Annotated in this window: 15 protein-coding genes; 11 read left to right on the top strand and 4 right to left on the bottom strand. The window is 70.1% G+C overall.

Going from position 1 to position 19,341, the window contains the following annotated elements:
* Positions 1–3 precede the first annotated feature (3 nt).
* Genes AX018_RS01815 through AX018_RS01800 form a run of 4 tightly spaced genes read left to right on the top strand, consistent with a single transcriptional unit; the run spans position 4 to position 5,543 of the window.
* Positions 4–408 (top strand): DUF4345 domain-containing protein, encoded by a 405-nt coding sequence (locus tag AX018_RS01815; protein ID WP_111875604.1) that lies wholly within the window; start codon positions 4–6, stop codon positions 406–408.
* A complete protein-coding gene (locus AX018_RS01810; protein ID WP_111875674.1) occupies positions 405–1,946 on the top strand; it encodes a patatin-like phospholipase family protein in 1,542 nt (513 codons plus the stop codon). The genes AX018_RS01815 and AX018_RS01810 overlap by 4 nt, the downstream gene beginning before the upstream one ends.
* A complete protein-coding gene (locus AX018_RS01805; RefSeq protein ID WP_111875603.1) occupies positions 1,943–3,847 on the top strand; it encodes a preprotein translocase subunit YajC in 1,905 nt (634 codons plus the stop codon). Before AX018_RS01810 ends, AX018_RS01805 begins: the two co-directional genes overlap by 4 nt.
* A 10-nt stretch (positions 3,848–3,857) precedes the next feature.
* On the top strand, positions 3,858–5,543 hold the full coding sequence (locus AX018_RS01800) for a GMC oxidoreductase (RefSeq protein WP_111875602.1): 1,686 nt from the start codon (positions 3,858–3,860) through the stop codon (positions 5,541–5,543).
* 149 nt (positions 5,544–5,692) lie between these two features.
* On the opposite strand, the gene AX018_RS01795 is transcribed toward AX018_RS01800, so the two are convergent.
* Positions 5,693–6,298, bottom strand: a complete 606-nt coding sequence (locus tag AX018_RS01795) for a cold shock domain-containing protein (protein ID WP_245951391.1) — start codon at positions 6,296–6,298, stop codon at positions 5,693–5,695.
* A gap of 187 nt (positions 6,299–6,485) precedes the next feature.
* Entirely contained in the window at positions 6,486–6,851 is a 366-nt protein-coding gene (locus tag AX018_RS01790; protein WP_245951390.1) for a hypothetical protein, read from the bottom strand.
* A 522-nt stretch (positions 6,852–7,373) separates the two neighbouring features.
* Here AX018_RS01790 and katG point away from each other — a divergent pair.
* The 4 genes from katG to AX018_RS01770 all read left to right on the top strand — a co-directional run bounded on the left by katG (position 7,374) and on the right by AX018_RS01770 (position 11,681).
* A complete protein-coding gene (katG, locus tag AX018_RS01785; RefSeq protein ID WP_111875601.1) occupies positions 7,374–9,587 on the top strand; it encodes a catalase/peroxidase HPI in 2,214 nt (737 codons plus the stop codon).
* A 142-nt stretch (positions 9,588–9,729) separates the two neighbouring features.
* Positions 9,730–10,053 carry a DUF2322 family protein gene (locus AX018_RS01780; protein ID WP_111875600.1) on the top strand — a complete coding sequence of 108 codons (324 nt, stop codon included), beginning with the start codon at positions 9,730–9,732 and terminating at the stop codon, positions 10,051–10,053.
* 15 nt (positions 10,054–10,068) lie between these two features.
* The gene (locus AX018_RS01775; RefSeq protein ID WP_211322348.1) at positions 10,069–10,965 is read left to right on the top strand and encodes a M23 family metallopeptidase; all 897 of its coding nucleotides are present in this window, start codon (positions 10,069–10,071) and stop codon (positions 10,963–10,965) included.
* 74 nt (positions 10,966–11,039) lie between these two features.
* On the top strand, positions 11,040–11,681 hold the full coding sequence (locus AX018_RS01770) for a pseudouridine synthase (protein WP_111875599.1): 642 nt from the start codon (positions 11,040–11,042) through the stop codon (positions 11,679–11,681).
* A 60-nt stretch (positions 11,682–11,741) separates the two neighbouring features.
* Here AX018_RS01770 and AX018_RS01765 read toward each other — a convergent pair whose 3' ends face one another.
* Complete coding sequence (locus tag AX018_RS01765) at positions 11,742–13,115, bottom strand: hypothetical protein (RefSeq protein WP_146749199.1); 1,374 nt, start codon at positions 13,113–13,115, stop codon at positions 11,742–11,744.
* On the opposite strand from AX018_RS01765, the gene AX018_RS01760 reads away from it, so the two are divergent.
* The 3 genes from AX018_RS01760 (at position 13,114) to AX018_RS01750 (ending at position 16,514) form a co-directional block, all read left to right on the top strand.
* The gene (locus tag AX018_RS01760; RefSeq protein WP_111875597.1) at positions 13,114–13,545 is read left to right on the top strand and encodes a thermonuclease family protein; all 432 of its coding nucleotides are present in this window, start codon (positions 13,114–13,116) and stop codon (positions 13,543–13,545) included. The two genes, AX018_RS01765 and AX018_RS01760, sit on opposite strands and share 2 nt — an antisense overlap.
* Positions 13,546–13,778: 233 nt before the next feature.
* The gene (locus tag AX018_RS01755) at positions 13,779–15,080 is read left to right on the top strand and encodes an MFS transporter (protein WP_111875596.1); all 1,302 of its coding nucleotides are present in this window, start codon (positions 13,779–13,781) and stop codon (positions 15,078–15,080) included.
* A 57-nt stretch (positions 15,081–15,137) separates the two neighbouring features.
* Positions 15,138–16,514, top strand: a complete 1,377-nt coding sequence (locus tag AX018_RS01750) for an ABC transporter substrate-binding protein (protein WP_111875595.1) — start codon at positions 15,138–15,140, stop codon at positions 16,512–16,514.
* Between the two features lie 343 nt (positions 16,515–16,857).
* Here AX018_RS01750 and AX018_RS01745 read toward each other — a convergent pair whose 3' ends face one another.
* A complete protein-coding gene (locus AX018_RS01745) occupies positions 16,858–19,218 on the bottom strand; it encodes a hypothetical protein (protein WP_111875594.1) in 2,361 nt (786 codons plus the stop codon).
* Positions 19,219–19,341: the final 123 nt, after the last annotated feature.

Raw genomic sequence — 19,341 nt, 5'->3', positions numbered from 1 at the left:
GCGATGGAGTCGCTGGCACGCATCTTCTTCTGGGGCTACGCACTGATGCTCGTGGGCATCGGCGCCAGCGGCATGCTCATCGCGGGCTGGGAGCTGCCCACCGTGTTCGCCGTCGATCTGCAGGCCATGGGCGAGCCGCAGCGCGCCACGCTGCTGAACCAGTACCGCTTCCTGAAAGCGCTGGAACTCGCCTTCGGCCTGTTTTGCCTGGCCTACCGGCGCGACATCTTCGGGCAGCCGCGTGCGCTTTGCGTGTTCCTGGCCGGGCTGTCGGCCGGCGTGGCGGCACGCGCCGGCAGCTGGCTGGCCGACGGCACGCCGCGCCCCGTCTTCCTGGTCTTCATGGCGCTGGAGTTGGCCACTGGCGTGCTCGTGTGGCTGGCCGCGCGCCGCAGGAGCCCGGCATGAACCGCGAAGCCAGCCACCAGCCGTCCATCGCGGCGGGCGATCCCGGGCTGCGCCGCGCCCTCGTGCTGGCCGGCGGCGGCATGCGGGTGGCCTATCAGGCCGGCGCCGTCAAGGCGCTGTTCGACGACGGCTTGCGTTTCAGCCACGCCGACGGCGCGTCTGGCGGCACGCTCAACCTCGCGGCGCTGCTGTCCGGCGTGAGCCCGGACGCGCTGTGCGACCGCTGGCGCACCCTGCCCTTGGCCGGCTTCGCCGCCTTGCGGCCCGCGCCGGAATACCTGCACATGGCCCACATGCCAGCCCTGGGCAGCGCGCAAGGCATGGTGGAGAAGATCTACCCGGGGCTGGGGATCGACCTGGACCGCATTCGCGCCGCAACCGGCATCGACGCCAGCTTCAATGTCTGCCGCTTCGACGACAAGACCGTGGTGCCCCTGCCGCACGGCGAACTGGACCTGCCGCGCCTGGTGGCTGCGGCCTCGCTGCCGATCTTCCTGCCCGCGGTCCAGGCAGTCGGCAGCACATGGACCGACGCGGTCTGGATCAAGGACGCCAACCTGCTGTCCTGCGTGGAGCGCGGCGCGCGCGAGCTGTGGCTGGTCTGGTGCATCGGCAACACGCCGCAGTACCGCAACGGCGCCTTCAACCAGTACGTGCACATGATCGAGATGAGCGCGCTGGGCGCCTTGAACTGGGAGCTGGCGGCCATCGCCGACATCAACCGGCGCATCGCGGCCGGCGAGGCGGTGCACGGCAGCCGCGAGCCCATCGTGGTGCACGTGATCAAGCCCGAGGTGCCGCTGCCGCTGGACCCCGATTTCTTCCTCGGGCGCATCGATGCCGCCACGTTGATCGACATGGGCTACCGCGACGCCCGGCGCACGCTGCGCGAGCGACGCCCGGCACCGCTGGATCCCAGTGCCACGGCGATGCGCGAACCCGGCATGGGAGTGAGCTTCCGTGAAACCATGGCCGGGCCGTTCAGCCTGGGCCAGGCCGACCCGCAGGCGGGCGCACGCGGCGCCACGCGGCTGGCCATGCATGCCACCATCCACATCGAGGACGTCGCGTCCTTCGTGGCCGATCCGCGGCACCAGGCTGGCTTGACGGGGCACATCGACTTCGAGCCCTGGGGCCGGGCGATCCCCGCTCAGTCCGGCGTGTTCGGGCTGTTCAGCCCCAGCGGCGACCCGGCGCTGACCTACATGGTCTATGAGCTGGGTTTCCGCCACCAGGGCCAGGACTACTACCTGGCCGGCAAGAAGCACGTGCGGCTGGGCGGCCCCTGGCGCCTGTGGGGCGAAACCACCACGCTCCATACGCTGCTGCACAAAGGCTGCGATGCCGGCGGGGAAGTGATCGGCGCAGGAATCCTGAGCCTGGGCGTGGGCGACCTGCTGCGGCTGCTGCGCACCGTGCATTCCACCAACGCCCCGACGGCACGGGCGGGGGCCGGCGCCGTCGGGCGCTTCTTCGGCTTCTTCATGTCCGAGCTGGCGCGTACCTACCTGCGGCGCGCGCCGCGCCCCACGCCATGAAACCCAACGCCTCGCCCCACTCGCGCATCGAGTTCTACACGCACGAGCGCATGGTCAACTGGCTCGGCCCGCTGCAATTGCTGCAGACCGGGCTGCGCACCGCCGTGGCCGTCACGCTGGGTGCCTTCGCCGATCCACGCGAGGTGCAGGCGGCGCTCAAGCCCTCGTCCACCAATCCGCCGGTCGATGTGCCCGCCGACGCCGAGGGCGGCGTCTGGGTCGACTATCTGGCCGACACGGGCGACGGCTGGGATTCGACGTACTCGATGGCCCTGTGCGTCAGCCAGGACGTGCGGCTGCGCGAACCGGACCTGACCCTGCCGCGCGGCCGCGTGCTGCTGCTGGGCGGAGACCAAGTCTATCCCACGCCCGCACGCAACGGCTACCGCACCCGCTTCCTGGACCCGTTCCGCGCCGCATCGCCGGCGCCGGTGCCAACCGATCCGCCCAAAGACCCCGACGAGCCCGTGGCCGTGGCCGATCCGCGCGTGATCGTGGCCACGCCCGGCAACCACGATTGGTACGACGGCCTGCGCGGCTTCGCCCAGCTGTTTTGCAACGGCAAGCCGGTGGGCGACTGGCAGACGCGCCAGCGCACCAGCTACTATGCCTTGCGGCTGCCCGGCGGCTGGTGGGTGTGGGGGCTGGACCTGCAGCTGGAATCCGCGATCGACCGCCCGCAGCGCGAATACTTCGAGCAGATGAAGCTGCTGCTGCAGCCCGGCGACCGCGTCGTGGTCTGCACGCCCGAGCCCAGCTGGGTGGACGAGGCCGAACGCGTGGCGCGCGAGGATCAGAAGACACTGCCGTCCATCGAAACGCAGACCCCGCGCTTTCGCAGCCTGCGCGACATCGAGCAGTTGCTGGGAGCCCACCTCGCCGCCGTGCTGGCCGGCGATTCGCACCACTACGCGCGCTACGCGCCCCAGGCCGGCACGGCCGGACCGCAACGCATCACCTGCGGCGGCGGCGGCGCCTTCCTGCATGGCACGCACCAGCTGCCGGACCCGCCCAAGCCGATCGCGGTGGCAGGGGTTCGCCAGCACTACGCGCTCAAGGGCGTCTATCCGGACAAGCGGACCTCCGAGCGCTTGCGCAACCGCGCATGGCGGCTGCCCACGCGCAATCTCTCGTTCTGCGGCGTGCTGGCCGTGCTCTACCTGCTGTTCGTGTGGATGGTGCAAAGCGCCAGCAAGGTGCCGCATCCCGCACGAGGCTCCCTCAGCCTGATGGAAAAGCTCGCGCAACTGGAGGCGACCTGGGGCCACGTCGGCGAAGCCTGGCACCAGTTGTTCTGGGCGATGGCGCACAGCCCGTCCTCGGTGGTGTTCGCGCTGGCCATCATCGCGAGCTGCGCCGCCCTGTCGGCCAGCGGCGTCAAGCGCGGCACGCAACTGGCCTTCGCGGCCGGCGCATTGCACGGCCTGCTGCACCTGGGCCTGGCGGTCGGCCTCCTGTGGCTCATGGGGCGGGTGAACCTCACGCACCTGGGCTGGAGCGCGGACGACCTGCGGCAGGTGGCGCTGTTCGGCCTCGAGACCCTGCTGCTGGGCGGCGGCTTCGGCGGGCTGCTGTTCGGGATCTGGATGGTGCTGGCCAATGCGCTGTGGGGCCTGCATGGCGAAGAGGTGCTCTCCTCCCAATGCATCGCCGACCACAAGTGCTTTCTGCGCATGCACTTCACGCCCGCCGGCCTGACCATCTACCCGCTCAAGCTGGACAAGGTCTGCCGCCGCTGGTCCATGGGCCACGGCGTGCAGCAGCTGGCGCGCGTGAAGCGCACCTGGCGCCTGCGCGTGGCCGCCGGTGCCGTCGGGCCGCGCTTCGTGCCGGCGGCGGGCCAGGCCTCGCCGGTCGCTTCGCTGCAACTGATCGAACCGCCCATCACCATCCCACGTTGAGGAGCACCCCGTGAGCGCACACGACTTCGATGCGATCGTCATCGGCAGCGGGTTCGGCGGCGCCGTTTCGGCCTGCAGGCTGGCGCAGGCCGGCCTCAAGGTGCTGGTGCTGGAACGCGGGCGGCGCTGGACACCCCAGACCTATCCCCGGGCCGCGGACGACCCCTGGCTCTGGGACCAGGGCAACGCCCACCGCCTCAACGGCTGGGCCGATCTGCGCACCTTCTCCGACATGTGGGTGGTGGCCGCAGCCGGCGTCGGCGGCGGCTCGCTGATCTACGCCAACGTGTCGGTGGAAGCCAAGCCCGAGGTATTCCGGCGCGGCTGGCCGCCGGAGATCACCCATGCAGCGCTGCAGCCCTACTACGACGAGGTGGGCCGCATGCTCGATGTGCAGGAGCTGCCGGACAACCAGCTCACCGCGCGCACCCTGCTCATGCGGGAGGCGGCCCAGGCCTGCGGCTGGGGCGACCGCTTCCGCAAACTGCCGCTGGCCGTGAGCTTCGATCCCAGGTGGGACCCCGCGCGGCCCGAGCCGCGCGATGACCGGCATTCGCAATCATTCGTCAACGCGCACGGCAAGCCGCAGGGCACGTGCGTGCAATGCGGCAACTGCGACATCGGCTGCCAGGTCTCGGCCAAGAACACGCTGGACCTCAACTACCTGGCGGTGGCCGAAGCCCACGGCGCCAAGATACGCCCGCTGCACCTGGTGCACAAGCTGGAGCCGCTGGCGCAGGGCTGGCGGGTGCACTTCGACATCCTCGAGCCCGACGGCCAGCGGCGCGTTCCGGGCTCGCTGAGCGCCGCCAAGGTGCTGCTGGGCGCCGGCTCCATCGGCAGCACCGAGTTGCTGCTGCGCTGCCGCGACGAGCATGGCACGCTGCCCGGGCTGTCCGCGCGCCTGGGCCACGGCTGGGCCCACAACGGCGATTTCGCGACCCCCGCGTTCTACGACGGGCGCACCATCTCGCCCTCGCACGGCGTGACCATCTCGGCGGCCATCGACCTGCTGGACCACAGCGGCCCCGACGGCCAGGGACTGTTCGTGGAGGACGGCGGCGTGCCCAACCTGGCCGGACACTTCGTGCGGCGCCGCCTCGCCAGGCTGCCGCGCGGCAAGCTGCGCGGCTTCTGGCGGGAACTGGGGACGCTGGTGGACGACGGCGACCCGCTGGAGAACATGATGCCCTGGTTCGGCCAGGCGCTGGAGCCCGCCGACGGCCGCTTGCGGCTGGGCCGCAAGTGGTACGCCCCCTGGCAGCGCACGCTGCGCATGGAGTGGTCCAGCCGGCGCTCCGAGCCGGTCATCGAATCCATGATCGCGGCCCACAAGCTGCTGTCTCAAAAGACAGGGGGCCGACCCATGGTCCCGCCGACCTGGACGCTGCTGCGCAACCTGGTGACGCCGCACCCGCTGGGCGGTTGCAACATGGGGCTGACGGCTGCCAACGGCGTGGTAGACGCCCAGGGCCGGGTATTCGGCTATGAAGGCCTGTACGTGATGGACGGCGCCATCGTGCCGCGCGCGCTGGGCCTCAACCCCTCGCGCACGATCGCGGCGCTGGCCGAGCGCAACGTCGACCTGCTGTTGCAGGCGGAGCGCGGTAGCGGCACCGGCATCGGCCCCCGGCGGGCAACGCCCGCCGCGGCATCCCCTGCGGCCAGCGCCATGGCCGGCGGTGTTTCCGGATAGTCGCCGGGTGCCGGGCGGCGCAGGTGCAAGACGGCAGCCACACCAGCGCTGGCGACCTCTCCTCGAACACCCGCACGCGGGCGCCTCAGCCGTTCGACACCTTTTCGCTCAGGCAGGGGGTGCACCACGCACCTGGTGACAGCCCCCTCTCACCTGGACCCGTTGCACCACTGCTGCTCACACGGCACCCCATCCCCATTGCCATCCATCCGCGTGCCAGGGCAGTTCTGCAGGAACAGCTTGGCCTCCTGGCACGAGGTCATCTGGCTGCACATCGTGCGGCCATCGCAACGAAAGCCCGGGGGCACGGACTCCTGGTGGGCGCGGATGGCGGTCTCGGGCGCGGGCAGGGAGGCGCCATGCCGGACGGCGCGGCCCATGTACAGGGTGTAGCTCAGCCAGCCGACAGCCCCCACGACGCACAGCGCCAGTAGCGCGGAGGCAAAGCCCCGGCCCTCCCGTGGCGCGTGGCGTGCCGAATGGCCGGCATGCAGGCCATGGGCCCCCGCCATGGGGCGGCGGCTGGAAGCCCCCAACGATTCCCCCTGACAAAGCACGCGCACGGCGCGCTTGCGGCCATCCTTGGCCGGCTCCACCTCGAAGGTCAGGACTTCGCCCGGGGTGGGAATCCTGTCCCTGCGCCGGAAGGCGGAGATGTGCACGAACAGCTCGGCCCCGCCATCGTCCGCCACGATGAAGCCAAAGCCCCGCTCGGCGTTCCATTGTTTCAGGCGCCCTCCAAAGCGCATCCCCATATCGCTCCCTCCCCGTGCGCCACATGGCTTGGCACTACGACTCGCTGATGAACAGTCCCACAGCCCGCAGTGTCGCATCCGTTCCGCGCCACACGGCACGGGTGGCGACACGGACCGGAGCGGGTCGAACGGGCAGGCAGAAAAAATGCCAAGGGGCCGCGGGGCCAAGGGGCCGAGGGGGCCGGGCTCAATGCTGCGCGCGAAGAGCAAGCCACGCCGGTCGCCACCACGCCATCCTGCGCCGCGCGGGGCGTGGCAAGCCGCCCAGCCGCATCCGGGGCGTTGGCGCGACCTCGACGCTCCATGTGCGGCCATCGTCGAAGAATGAGAAGCGCACCGTGCGCGGGGCTACCTGCACCGCGTCCTTGAAGAGGGCCGGCGTGTACGGCGCCGAAAGCTCCATCACATCCAGCACCCGCCCGTCGCGTGCCAGCCAGTGGATGTGCAGGGCCTCCTCATAAGGCGTGTCTTCCGTCGTGAAGACGAGATATCCATCCTCCGCCTCGAACTGGGCCTCCAGCACGGCGCCATCCACTTCGACGACCTGCGCCATTGCGCTGCATTCCAGGCGAAGCCTGGGCGTCTTCGTTTCATCCGCAGTACGGCTTTGCACCACGAACGCCGAGGAGGGTCTGAGCGGGCGCATCAGAGCCCCTGTCCGAAAGAACGATCCGCCCCCCAGGCACCCGGGGCACTCCCGATGAAGCCCCCGGCAGCGCCATGCCCCCGGGCGCCACCGGCCCCCAGGCCCATCCGGCGGCCACGCCGCCCGCCGCATTCCCGGCGAACCCGCCACGGCCCCGTGCCCGTGCACCGCATCTCCGTCACCATCCTTGATATCCCTTCTGTCCAATCTCTCCTGAATCTGGCAAAACCGGGGTGGCGCGACTCCCCTTCCCCGCCAGCGTGTGCCCTCACCCACCCGAAGCCACCGGCCCGCCCTGCCAAGGGACCCCATGCACATAGCGGCGCTGCATCCCATAAATTAGTTTTCTTCAATAGAAATTGAAACCCAATAAACATATCCTTCACCCCATTGCAGCCCCATCCCACGCACACAGAAAAGGAGTGACCCATGAGCAGTGAACCCAAGTGCCCCTTCCATGCCACCGCCCAAGCCGCCAAGACCAGCGTCGGCTCGCGCTCCAACCGCGACTGGTGGCCCAACCAGTTGAACCTGGGCATCCTGCACCAGCACGCTCCCGCCTCCAATCCGATGGACGCCGGCTTCGACTACGCCGAGGCCTTCCGCAAGCTCGACTACGCCGCGCTCAAGGCCGACCTGAAGGCGCTGATGACCGATTCGCAGGACTGGTGGCCGGCCGACTGGGGCCACTACGGCGGCCTGTTCATCCGCATGGCCTGGCACAGCGCCGGCACCTACCGCACGGCCGACGGCCGGGGGGGCGGCGGCTCGGGCAACCAGCGCTTCGCGCCGCTCAACAGCTGGCCCGACAACGGCAACCTGGACAAGGCCCGCCGCCTGCTCTGGCCGGTCAAGCAGAAGTACGGCAACGCCATTTCGTGGGCCGACCTGATGATCCTGGCCGGCAACGTGGCGCTGGAATCCATGGGCTTCAAGACCTTCGGCTTCGGCGGCGGCCGCGCCGATATCTGGCAGCCCGAGGAGGACATCTACTGGGGCGCCGAGGAGCAATGGCTCGCGACCAGCGACAAGCCCCACAGCCGCTATTCCGGCGAGCGCCAGCTGGAGAACCCCCTGGCCGCCGTGCAGATGGGCCTGATCTACGTGAACCCCGAAGGGCCGGACGGCAACCCCGACCCCGTGGCCTCGGGCCGCGACGTGCGCGAGACCTTCGCCCGCATGGCCATGAACGACGAGGAGACCGTGGCGCTGGTGGCCGGCGGCCACACCTTCGGCAAGGCGCACGGCGCGGGCGACCCGACGCTGGTGGGCCGCGAGCCCGAGGGCGCGGACATCGCCGAGCAGGGCCTGGGCTGGACGAACAAGTTCGAATCCGGCCGGGGCGTGCACACCACCACCAGCGGCATCGAGGGCGCCTGGAAGCCCAACCCGACGACCTGGGACAACGGCTATTTCGACATGCTGTTCGGCTACGAGTGGGAGCTGACCAAGAGTCCCGCCGGCGCCCACCAGTGGGTGGCGAAGAACGTGAAGCCCGAGCACCTGATCCCGGACGCGCACGACCCGTCGAAGAAGCACCCGCCGATGATGACCACGGCCGACCTGTCGCTGCGCTTCGACCCGGCCTACGAGAAGATCTCGCGCCGCTTCCACCAGGACCCGCAGGCCTTCGCCGATGCGTTCGCCCGCGCCTGGTTCAAGCTGACGCACCGCGACATGGGGCCGAAGTGCCTCTACCTCGGCCCGGAAGTGCCGGCCGAGGAGCTGATCTGGCAAGACCCGCTGCCCGCCGTGGACCACGCCCTGATCGACGCCAAGGACATCGCGGACCTGAAGGCCCGCGTGCGGGCCTCGGGCCTGCCGGTGGCCGAGCTGGTGGCCACCGCCTGGGCTTCGGCGTCCACGTTCCGCGGCTCCGACAAGCGCGGCGGCGCCAACGGGGCGCGCATCCGCCTCGCGCCGCAGAAGGACTGGGAGGTGAACCAGCCCGCGCAGCTCGCCCGGGTGCTCTCGGTGCTCGAAGGCATCCAGGCCACCTTCAACGCCGCGCAGGCGGGCGGCAAGAAGGTGTCGCTGGCCGACCTGATCGTGCTGGCCGGCGGCACGGCCGTGGAAGTGGCCGCCAAGGCCGCGGGCCATGCCGTGGAGGTGCCGTTCACGCCGGGCCGCGCCGATGCCACGCAGGCGCAGACCGACGTGGAGTCGTTCGACGTGATGGAGCCGCAGGCCGACGGCTTCCGCAACTACCAGAAGCAGGCCTATGCCGTGCCGGCCGAGGCGCTGCTGGTGGACAAGGCCCAGCTCCTCACGCTGGGCGCGCCGGAGATGACGGCGCTGGTGGGCGGCCTGCGCGTGCTGGGCGCCAACGTGGGCGGCGCGCCGCACGGCGTGTTCACCCGGCGCCCGGGCCACCTCACCAACGACTTCTTCGTCAACCTGCTCGACATGCGCACGGTGTGGCGCCCCGCGTCGGACGCGAACACGCTCTACGAAGGCCGTGACCGCAAGAGGGACGAGGCGAAGTGGACGGCCACGCGCGCGGACCTGGTGTTCGGCTCCAACTCGCAGTTGCGCGCGCTGGCCGAGGTGTATGCGCAGGACGACGCCAAGGACAAGTTCGTGCGCGACTTCGTGGCGGCCTGGGCCAAGGTCATGGACCTGGACCGCTTCGACACGAAGTAAGCCCGCGCCCGGCGCGCCGGTGGAAAGACGGGGCCGTCTTTCCATCGACCCGGGCGGTTTGCGATAAGGTCACGCCTTCGCGTCGCGGGGCCCGTGCCGGCAGGCGCGGGCCCCGCTTTTCTTTTGATCCATCGTCGATTCCATGAACTTCTCCGACCGCCTCCGCCAGCTTCCCTCCGTCGCCCATCTCTCCGGCCTGCACCTGCTCGATGCACAGGGCCGGACGGTCGCCACCCTCGAGAACAAGCCGGGCCAGGCCGGCTCGCTGGCCGTCTACCACGCGCTCGCGGCGCTGTACGGCGGCACGATCACGCCGGAGGCCGCCGGCCTGGGGCTGGAGTGGTACGCCGAGCACACGGCCGATGCGCAGGCGCACCCCGGCAAGCACCCCAACATCGACCGCCTGATCGCCTGGGCGCAGGGCGGCGACAGCCATCCCGTGCGCCTCGTCGCGCAGGCCGGCTGACGCGGGCGGTCCGCCATGGCTGCCACCGCATCCCGCCGCCGCTGCCTCCAGGGCCTGCTGGGGCTCTCCGGCTCCGCGCTGCTGCAGGCCGGCGCGGGGCTCGGCGCCATGGGCGGGCCCGCCCGCCACGCACATGCGGGCCCGCAGGGCGTGTGGCCCCGGCCGCTGGCCGTGCCCGGCGGCGTGGCCCGCCTCTCGCTGGGGCCGGCGGCCGAGCGCCCGCGCGCGTTCGCGGGCGACGTGCCGCTGCTGGTGCTGGGCGATGCCATCGAGTGGACGGCCCTCGTGGGCATCGCGCTCTCCGCGCCCACGGGCCCGGCGCAGATCGCCGTGCAGGGGCCCGATGGCGCCACGCGCCCGGTCGGCTATGCGGTGGAGCCCAAGCGCTACCGCGAGCAGCGCCTGACGGTGGCGCCGCGCACGGTGGATCTCTCGCCCGCGGACAACGCCCGCTACGAGCGCGAGCGCGCCCACCAGCAGCAGGTGATGGCCACCTTCTCCACCCCGCTGCCGCGCGCGGCCGACCTGGCGATGCGCCAGCCGGTGCCGGGCCGGCGCTCCAGCTCGTTCGGGCTGCGGCGCGTGTTCAACGGCCAGGCCCGCAACCCGCACAGCGGCATGGACATCGCGGCGGCCACCGGCACGCCCGTGGTGGCGCCGCTGCCGGGCCGGGTGATCGACACGGGCGACTACTTCTTCAACGGCGGCACGGTGTGGCTGGACCACGGCGGCGGCCTGCTCACGATGGTCTGCCACCTGAGCGCCATCGACGTGCGCGTGGGCGACGTGGTGAAGGCCGGCGAGCCGTTCTGCAAGGTCGGCGCCACCGGCCGCGCGACCGGGCCGCACCTGCACTGGGGGGTGATGCTCAACCGCGCGATGGTGGACCCAGCGCTGTTCCTGCCGGCATGACGCTACACTTTCAATAGCAAACAACATAGCATTCGCGGCGACGTGGACGCGAAAAGACTGCATACCCCCCTCCCATGCCCCCTCCACCTCCTTCGTCCCGTACACCGCGTGCCCCCCGCGCTCCCGCCCGTGCGCCCGCGCGGGCGGCAGGCCCTGGCCCCGCACGCCTGCTGCGCTTCCACAAGCCCTACGGCGTGCTGAGCCAGTTCACGCCCGAGGGGCGCTGGCGCGGGCTCCAGGACTTCATCGACGTGCCGGGTGTGTACGTGGCCGGCCGGCTGGACGCCGACAGCGAGGGGCTGCTGCTGCTCACCAACGACGGCGCACTGCAGGCGCGCATCGCCGATCCGCGATTCAAGATGGAGAAAACCTACTGGGTGCAGGTGGAAGGCGTGCCGGACGAGGCCGCGCTGCAGGCGCTGCGGCAGGGCGTGCAGCTCAACGACGGCCCCACGCTGCCCGCACGGGCGCGGCGGCTGGACGCGGCGCCGCCCGTGGGCGAGCGCGATCCGCCCATCCGCGTGCGCCAGCACATCCCCGACACCTGGATCGAACTCGTGATCCGCGAGGGCCGCAACCGGCAGGTGCGGCGCATGACGGCCGCCGTGGGCCACCCCACGCTGCGGCTGGTGCGCGCCGCCATCGGTCCCCATGCGCTGGACGGACTCGCGCCGGGCACCTGGGCCGATGCCCTGCCGGGGGCGCATCGCCCGTAGCCGCGGCGCGCGGTGGTGTTGCCGCCAACGCCGTGGCGCCGGACCGGCTGGCAGGCGTTTTCAGTCGTTGCGCCCGCCCTCATCGGCCTCCGACCAATCCGGAGCCCCCCGCTCCCGCAGAACCACCCTGACGCCATCGGCGAAATTCACGAACGTGTAGCCGGGCGTCCTTCCTCGGTTGACGATGGGATCGGCAGAAGACGGCCTTTCCACGGGCCCGGGCAAATCGCCCTGGCGTATCTTTCGGAGCAACCCGTGCGGCATCGCGACCACGGCCGTGTAGATGTCGGGGCCGAGGCGAAAAGCCAGCAGCTCCGGTCCGAAGTGCAGTTTGTCGGGCCGGCCCGAAGCGGGAACGATGCGATCGATGTCCTGCAATCCGATGCCCATCTGCACCATCGCAGCGTGGTAGTTGAGCTGCTTCACGGCATTCACGGTCTGGCCGATGCCCGGGTTCTGAGGGCCCATCCGGCCGATCGCGCCACCCGCGCCACCCCCACCACCGGCCACGGGCAGTGTCGGGAATTGCTGGTGCACGCAGGCCATCTCGATCGGCAGGCCCGCCCCGGCGCTGACGTTGAGCGCCGTGCCGAACGAATAGCCCTCGGTGGGCGCGCTCCCGCCGTTCAGGAGCCGGTTGCGAGCGGTATCGATCTGGTGGATGTAGCCCCGTTTTGCCGCATCGTCGGCATCGGCCAGGGCCTTCCCCGTCCCCTTCGCTTCCACGATGGCGAGCTTCGCGCCGTCCGTGAACACGAAATCGGGCTGGGCGACGTTGGACGAAAGCGGCGGGGTGACCGAATCTTCGTAGTGCGCGGACCAGATATAGCCATCGTGCCGCATGCGCAGGTAGGCCATGGCCGCGCCGAGCGTTCCGCTGAAGGCGGTGCCGACGAAGTCCTTCAGTTCGAGAAACGCCGGATCGATCGTCAGGCCTGCGGACACCGGGTGGATGTAATGCGCGAGCCCGCTCCCCAAGGCCCCCGTGGCGTTCGACGACGCCATGCTGACCGTGTGGCCGGCGCAGGCCGTGCGCACGATCGCGCCCAGGAAGGCGGCCGGAGCGATATGCATCGGGCCTGGCAGCGGCGACAAGGCCTTCCAGGTCGATGCCGCCACGGTGGGGCCCGAGGGGGGGTTGCCGGATTTGGATGGTGGCGAGCCCACCGAGACATTTTCAGAAAGCGCCTTGCACGCCACCGGCGAAGTTGCCGAACCTGACCACACCATTTTCGTGCCCTCCAGTGATTCGTTTTGGTGGGGCCGAATGTACTTCGGAGGAGAGAAGAAGCGCGATGCCGCCCACGCCACCGATGCGCGGCCAGCCACGCAACGGTGGCCCGCGCCGTCACGACAGCCGCGCCGCTCGCCGCGGCCGACGGGCAATGGACGGGCTATGGACGAGATATAGTGCGCGGCTTTTTCCCGCGCCATGCCCCTTGCCGCCTCCGCCCTGCTCTGCGTCGTCATCGCCGTGAGCGATGGCGACACCCTCACCGCCCGGTGCGGCGACCGCCGCCCCGTCCAGGTGCGCATCGCCGCCATCGACGCGCCCGAGCGCCGGCAGGCCTTCGGCGAGCGGGCGCGCGACGCCCTGGCGCGCCTGTGCCTGCGCCAGCGGGCGCAGCTGCACACGCTGGCGCGCGACGCCTACGGCCGCACGGTGGCCCGCGTGCGCTGCGGCGGGCAGGACGTGGCCGGCGCGCAGGTGGGCGCCGGGCTGGCCTGGGTGTCCGCGTACCGCGCGCGGCCCGATCCGCACCTGGCCGGCCTGCAGCGGCAGGCCCGGGCGCGCCGCGCGGGCCTGTGGTCGCAGCCCCGGCCGCAGGCGCCGTGGGAGTACCGCAAGCGCCACCCGCGCTGAGAGCGCGTTCACGGTCCGGGGCGGCACGGCAACCCCGGCAACACGGCGCAGACACGCCGCCCGGGCACTCGCCCAACGCGAATCCCTGCGAACCGTTAGCATCCTGCACTTGCGATCGGCCCGCGCGCAGCGCGGCGCCGCCCCCTCCCCACCACCGCCTGCGCGGCCCCGCCGCCGGTTTTCCGCCGGCCCGGGCCGCCCGGGCGCCTCAGGGCCTTCGCGCCCACCGTGCCGTGCCTGTTCCTCCGCCCGCCCCGCCCTCCAGTCCCTCCTCCCCCGCCACGGCCACCCGGGCGCCCAGCATCTACCGGCACTCCGGCTTCCTCGCCTTCATCGTGTCGCGCGTGGCGGCGATGTTCGCCACGCAGGTGCAGGCCGTGGTGGTCGCCTGGCAGGTCTATGACCTCACGCGCGAGCCGCTCGCGCTCGCCTACGTCGGGCTTGCGCAGTTCCTGCCCATGCTGGCGCTGCTGCTGCCGGCCGGCGACCTGATCGACCGCGCGTCGCGCAAGCGCATCCTGGCCGCGAGCTGGGCCGTGGGCGCCGTCTGCAGCGCGCTGCTGTGGTGGCTCTCGGGGCATGGGGCGGCCGGCGTGGCCGGCATCTACGCGGTGCTGGTGCTGTTCGGCTGCTCGCGCGCCTTCTCGGGGCCGGCGCTGCAGAGCCTGCTGCCGCAGGTCGTGCCGCGCGAGCAGCTCGCGCAGGCGATCGCCGCCAACAGCATGCTGATGCGCACGGCCAGCATCGCCGGGCCGTTCATCGGCGGGCTGCTGTACGCGGCCGGCGGCGGCGAGCTGACCTACGCCATCTGCCTGGCCTCGTTCGCGCTGGGCTCGGCGCTGCTGCTGCGCGTGTCGGTGGCCCACGCGGCGCCCCTCGCGCCGGTGCTGGGCACGATGCGCGAGCGCTTCGGCGCGGGCATCCGCTTCATCCGCTCGCGGCCCATCATCCTGGGCACGATCTCGCTGGACCTGTTCGCCGTGCTGCTGGGCGGCGTGGTGGCGCTGCTGCCCATCTACGCGCACGAGGTGCTGCACGTGGGCCCCGAGGGCCTGGGCGCGCTGCGCAGCGCGATGGCCATGGGCGAGGTGGGCACGGGGCTGTACCTGAGCATGCGGCCGTTCAACCGCCGCGTGGGGGCCACCATGTTCACCGCCGTGGCGGTCTTCGGGGTGGCCAATCTGGTGTTCGCGTTCTCCACGGTGTTCTGGCTGTCGTTCGCGGCGCTGATGGTGGCGGGCGCGGCGGACATGGTGAGCGTGTACATCCGCGGCTCGCTGGTGCAGTTCTCCACGCCCGATGCGATGCGCGGGCGGGTGAACGCGGTGAACATGCTGTTCATCGGCTCCTCGAACGAGCTCGGCGAGTTCCGCGCCGGCACCAGCGCCGCCTGGCTGGGCGCCGTGCCCGCCGCCGTGGTGGGCGGCCTGTGCACGCTGGGCGTGGTGGGCGCCTGGGCCCGCATCTTCGCGCCGCTGCGGCGCGTGGACCGCTTCGAGGAAGCGGCCGAGGCGGCGCCCCGGCCCGCGCGCTGAGGCGCGGCGACCCCCGGCCCTAGAATGCGCGCCACCTTCCGCGCAAACTCCCGCGCCATGCCTGCCGCCGTGCCCTCCGTGCCCCCCCGCTCCCCACGCACCGCACCTAGCCCGCCCCGTGCGCGCCGGGGTGCCGGCGCCCTGGCGGCGCTGCTGTGCGCGCTGGCCCTGGCCGCGCCCGCCGGCCCCTCGGCTGCCGCACCGGGCCGCCCCGCCCCCAAGGCCCCGCCGGCCGACGCGCCCCTGCAGATCTGGCACTGCTGGGCCGCGCCCGGCGAACAGGGCCGCAGCGCGGTGCTGGCCCGGCACCTGGCGCGCCACGGCCTGCGCTGGAACGCGGAGGATGCACCCGTCTGCGGCAGCGGCGGCGCGCTCGCCACCTACACGAAGCGCCTGCAGCAGCGCAAGCCGCGCCCCGTGGCGCTGGTGGCCACGGGCGAGACCGCGCCCGCGCTCGCCGCCAGGGGCGTGCTCCTGCCCCTGGATGCCATCGCCCGCGAGCAGGACTGGGACACCCTGGTGCCCCCCGCCGTCCGCGAATGGGCGCAGTACCAGGGCCACTGGATCGCGGCGCCGCTCGCCATCCATGCCACCAACATGCTGCGGATCGACCCGTCCCTGCTCGCCCGCCTGGGCGCCACCCCGCCGCAGACCTGGGAAGAGTTGCTCGCGCTGCTGCGGCGCGCGAAGGCGGCGGGCATCGCGCCGCTCGACGCGGGCAGCGAGGCCGCGGACGCCTCGCTGTGGTTCGACGCCGTGGCCGCCGCGACGGGCGGCGCGGAGTTCTACCGCCGGTTCTTCCTGGAGCACGACCCGCTGGCCTACGACGACGCCGTGGTGCGCCGCATCTTCCAGCGCATGGCGCAGCTGCGCCCCTACCTTCAGCGCGACACCGCCGGCCGCGCCGCGCCGGGCCGCGCGCTGCTGCGGCTGCAGGGCGGCTGGTTCCAGGGCGAATGGCATCCGCGCGGCCCCAGGCCCGGGCGCGGCGACCTCTGCGCGCGCTTTCCCGGCACGCAGGGGATGGTGCTCTTCGTCGGTGAGCAGATCGGCTTCGTGCGCGGCGCGAACGTGGCACCCGCGGCCCGGCAGGCGTTCATGCGCATGGCGATGGACCCCAGCCTCCAGCAGGAGATGGCCGCCGCCGCCGGCACGGCGCCCGCGCGCACCGGCCCGCCCGGCGCCGAGGCGCACACCGAGGCCGGCGGCGAGGGCGCCGATGCCTGCGGCCGGCAGGCGCTCCACGGCGCGCCCGGGGCCGATCCGCAGCCCACGCCGATGGCGGCGTTCTCGGTGCTCTCCCCGCGCTCGGTGCGCCAGCACCTGAACGAGATCGTCACGCAGCACCTGCAGGGGCGCATCGGCGACGCGCGCGCCGCCGCCCGCCTGAAGGATCTGGTGCTGGGCACCGGCCCGGTGGGCCCCGAGCGCTGAGCGCAGCAGCGCGGGGTCGAAGCAAGGCCCCGCCCACCTGCAGCCGATTGCCATCAAGAGCGGCTTACCAAACCCTTGTCCTTGTCAAGTGCATGGCACACACCTGACGACTGACGGGGCAAACCGGAAATAAGGAAACTGGGTAGTCGAGCGTACGCATCCCTGGCTGGTGGGCCTTCGGCAAGCTCAACCCTCTGAAGTTACACCTGAAATCTACGCATGGGATTCATGCGCGCAAGAGCTTCCTGCGACCCACGGCATGACAGCAAATGGTGCAGCACCACCTGCCCAACGGCAACGCATGGGCGCTTCAAGACATGCCAGGTGCGGCCTCCACAACGTGTCAGTTCGTATCTTCGAGGTAGAACACTGTCGAGGAAGCTGGGGCCAGCGTGACGGTCGCCCCGAAGGTCTTGCCCGACACCAGATCCTTACCACCCGAAAAGCCTGCCGGAGCCTTCATCGTGTATGACTGGGTCGGGTGGGCATTGAGCGCCACCAGCCAATGCCCGTAGCGGAGGGTATAGGCATAGCCTCGCCCACCATCGGTGTTGGTCGGCGGTTCTTTGGTCAAATCCGGCCGCATCGCCACCGGATATACCTCGTCCTTGTTTGCCAGCACAGGATTGTCCGGCGGCTGGCGACCGTGCGGTGGAGTGTTGTCCACATATCCGTCGCGGGTGACATTGCGCTTGGCCGAAACGTACTGCACGTCCTCCACAGAGACGTCGGCCAGACGGGCTTGACTCTCAGAGAGCGTGAACACGCGCGCGAGATTATTGATGCCATTCGTGGCACGCCATTGGAGGACTGCCCAAAAACGCTCCTCGCCATGCTTGGCAGCGACTACACGATTCTCCTCGTCCGCCCACGCAAAATCTGGCTGACCGGAGGTCATCGGCAGCTTCATGCCCGTGGTGGCCATTGTCCTGAACGCATTGTACGCAGCCGGCACGTCCACCATGTCAGCGTAACCCTTGTTGGGAACGTTCATCTGCGGCAGCAACTGACCTTCGCTGAATTGCTGTTGCACGTAACCGAGCAGATCGGTGCCGATTTCGTCTGCACCGTAGCGGGCAACCAGCACCGAGGCGATGTCGTAGGCCAGATAGGCCACATGCCAAGTGAACTCATGGTCGTTGCGGCAACCTATAGGCTCGGTCACGTAGGACGTGAGATAGCCATTGCTATCGACTGCGGGATAGCGCAACGCAGCCCGAGCACGCAGCATCTTCAGTCCCTGGTCTACGAGTCGGGAATCACCGATATGCTTGCCCAGCGTGAACGCATCCGCGCCACGCTCGCCGTAGTCGCCGCTCACCAGACACCATTCTCGGGTGGTGCCCTTCGGGGTCACCATGTACCACTGCGGCCCAAAAGGGGCAGCACCGCGGACCGGCACGGCCCCACCTCCAGGTAAATCGCTGCCGAGGTATGGGTTCAGTCCGTAAGACTCGTACACATAACGTCGCGCTTCTTGCTCATTAAGGGCATTGGAAGCATCTATCAGCAACAGTCCGCTGTTGGCCATGTAGATGCTCACCGTGGTGTACATGTCCTGGTTGGCAATGGTGCGGCGGTTAAAACGGCCGTAGTCCACGCTCGCACGCAGCGCCTTCGCCCAAGCGTCCTTGCGCGTGATGGTGCCGAGGCTACCGCCGTAGGACACCGTCTCGCCCATTCGGTCCTGTACCTGCGGCCACACCATGCGCACGGCATCTCCGGCCGGCCCGAGGTAGCCGCCCCAACTGTCGTTGCCGTGCGCGCCGATGTAACTGTCCGGCGCGGCGGCGTATGCAGTCACCAGAGCGTCCATGCCGGCCACAATTTGGTTGATTGCCGTGCTGTTTTGGTAAGCCGTTGTCCAGTCCGCTCCGTAGGCACGCGCCATGTATTGCAAATCACGCGGAGCCAGGGTGCCGACAGCAGCAGTGATCGAGCGTGATAACTGGTCGTTCACGCCTTTCTTCCAGCGAATCAGCCAATTGGACTCGTCGGCGGTTGAGGTAGTCCGAATCTTGTATGCGGGCGGCGTGCCCTGCGGTTCTCCTGCGGTCGCCAGATAGGTGCTGTCGTGGATGTATGCACCATACAAACCAATCGTTGGCGCTTTCATGCGAGCCTGGTAGGCGTCGTAAGCGCCGGAGGCGTAGTAGTACATTTCCCCGACCGAGCGTATGCGGATCTGCACGCTGGTCCGTCCACTGGTGATCTTCTGAGGTATCCGTACCGTGCGGTAGATGAAACGGTTCGGATGCCAGCCACTGCTGTTGAGCAGGATGCTTTCATCCTGGGTCATGTGTCGTCCCCCGACTTCGTAGCCATCTATTTCGAGAACGAGCCAGGATTTGGAAGTATCCGTACCCCAAACTTTCAGCGTGAAATAGTTCTGCTTTTCCGGATCGACCGCCATGGTGAAGCGCATGTCACCGCCATAGTAATCGGCGTCCGGAGTACGAGGTAATAGCCGGCGCGCGCTCTGGGAAAGCCCACCGGAGGTCACGTCGCTGGCCTGCCCGTCGGGGCCCGTGGAGACGGCATATCCGGAGGGAAAGCCTGTGGTCAGCCGATGGGACGATTCCGAGGAGAGATTGCCGAATGCAATGGTGTCAATTGTCCTGGCATGGGACGTTTGGGCGATGGCAAGATGGCTTAAGCCGATCACGACAAAGCAGACACCGTTCCAGAATGATTTTGTCGGCATGGGGAGTGACTCCAAGGTTGGGGAAGCGTCTTGCATTGCGCAGCGATCAGGCAGGTGCTTGGAGCCATCGTATTGCCCTAGCTACCTACCCTGATCAATCTGCATACGCGGGTCGTGGATGTG

It is taken from the genome of Paracidovorax anthurii (genome assembly GCF_003269065.1).
GTDB classification, from domain to species: Bacteria; Pseudomonadota; Gammaproteobacteria; order Burkholderiales; family Burkholderiaceae_C; genus Paracidovorax; species Paracidovorax anthurii.
The sequence above is the reverse complement of the archived record's forward strand: the minus strand, read 5'-3'. Positions and strand labels throughout refer to the sequence as shown.

Bases quoted from the DNA above. Each gene is read 5' to 3' on its own strand.
- AX018_RS01815 (WP_111875604.1), top strand. From the start codon at position 4: ATGGAGTCGCTGGCACGCATCTTCTTCTGGGGCTACGCACTGATGCTC.
- AX018_RS01810 (WP_111875674.1), top strand. From the start codon at position 405: ATGAACCGCGAAGCCAGCCACCAGCCGTCCATCGCGGCGGGCGATCCC.
- AX018_RS01805 (WP_111875603.1), top strand. From the start codon at position 1,943: ATGAAACCCAACGCCTCGCCCCACTCGCGCATCGAGTTCTACACGCAC.
- AX018_RS01795 (WP_245951391.1), bottom strand. From the start codon at position 6,298: ATGGGGATGCGCTTTGGAGGGCGCCTGAAACAATGGAACGCCGAGCGG.
- AX018_RS01790 (WP_245951390.1), bottom strand. From the start codon at position 6,851: ATGGCGCAGGTCGTCGAAGTGGATGGCGCCGTGCTGGAGGCCCAGTTC.
- katG (WP_111875601.1), top strand. From the start codon at position 7,374: ATGAGCAGTGAACCCAAGTGCCCCTTCCATGCCACCGCCCAAGCCGCC.
- AX018_RS01780 (WP_111875600.1), top strand. From the start codon at position 9,730: ATGAACTTCTCCGACCGCCTCCGCCAGCTTCCCTCCGTCGCCCATCTC.
- AX018_RS01775 (WP_211322348.1), top strand. From the start codon at position 10,069: ATGGCTGCCACCGCATCCCGCCGCCGCTGCCTCCAGGGCCTGCTGGGG.
- AX018_RS01770 (WP_111875599.1), top strand. From the start codon at position 11,040: ATGCCCCCTCCACCTCCTTCGTCCCGTACACCGCGTGCCCCCCGCGCT.
- AX018_RS01760 (WP_111875597.1), top strand. From the start codon at position 13,114: ATGCCCCTTGCCGCCTCCGCCCTGCTCTGCGTCGTCATCGCCGTGAGC.
- AX018_RS01765 (WP_146749199.1), bottom strand. From the start codon at position 13,115: ATGGCGCGGGAAAAAGCCGCGCACTATATCTCGTCCATAGCCCGTCCA.
- AX018_RS01750 (WP_111875595.1), top strand. From the start codon at position 15,138: ATGCCTGCCGCCGTGCCCTCCGTGCCCCCCCGCTCCCCACGCACCGCA.
- AX018_RS01745 (WP_111875594.1), bottom strand. From the start codon at position 19,218: ATGCCGACAAAATCATTCTGGAACGGTGTCTGCTTTGTCGTGATCGGC.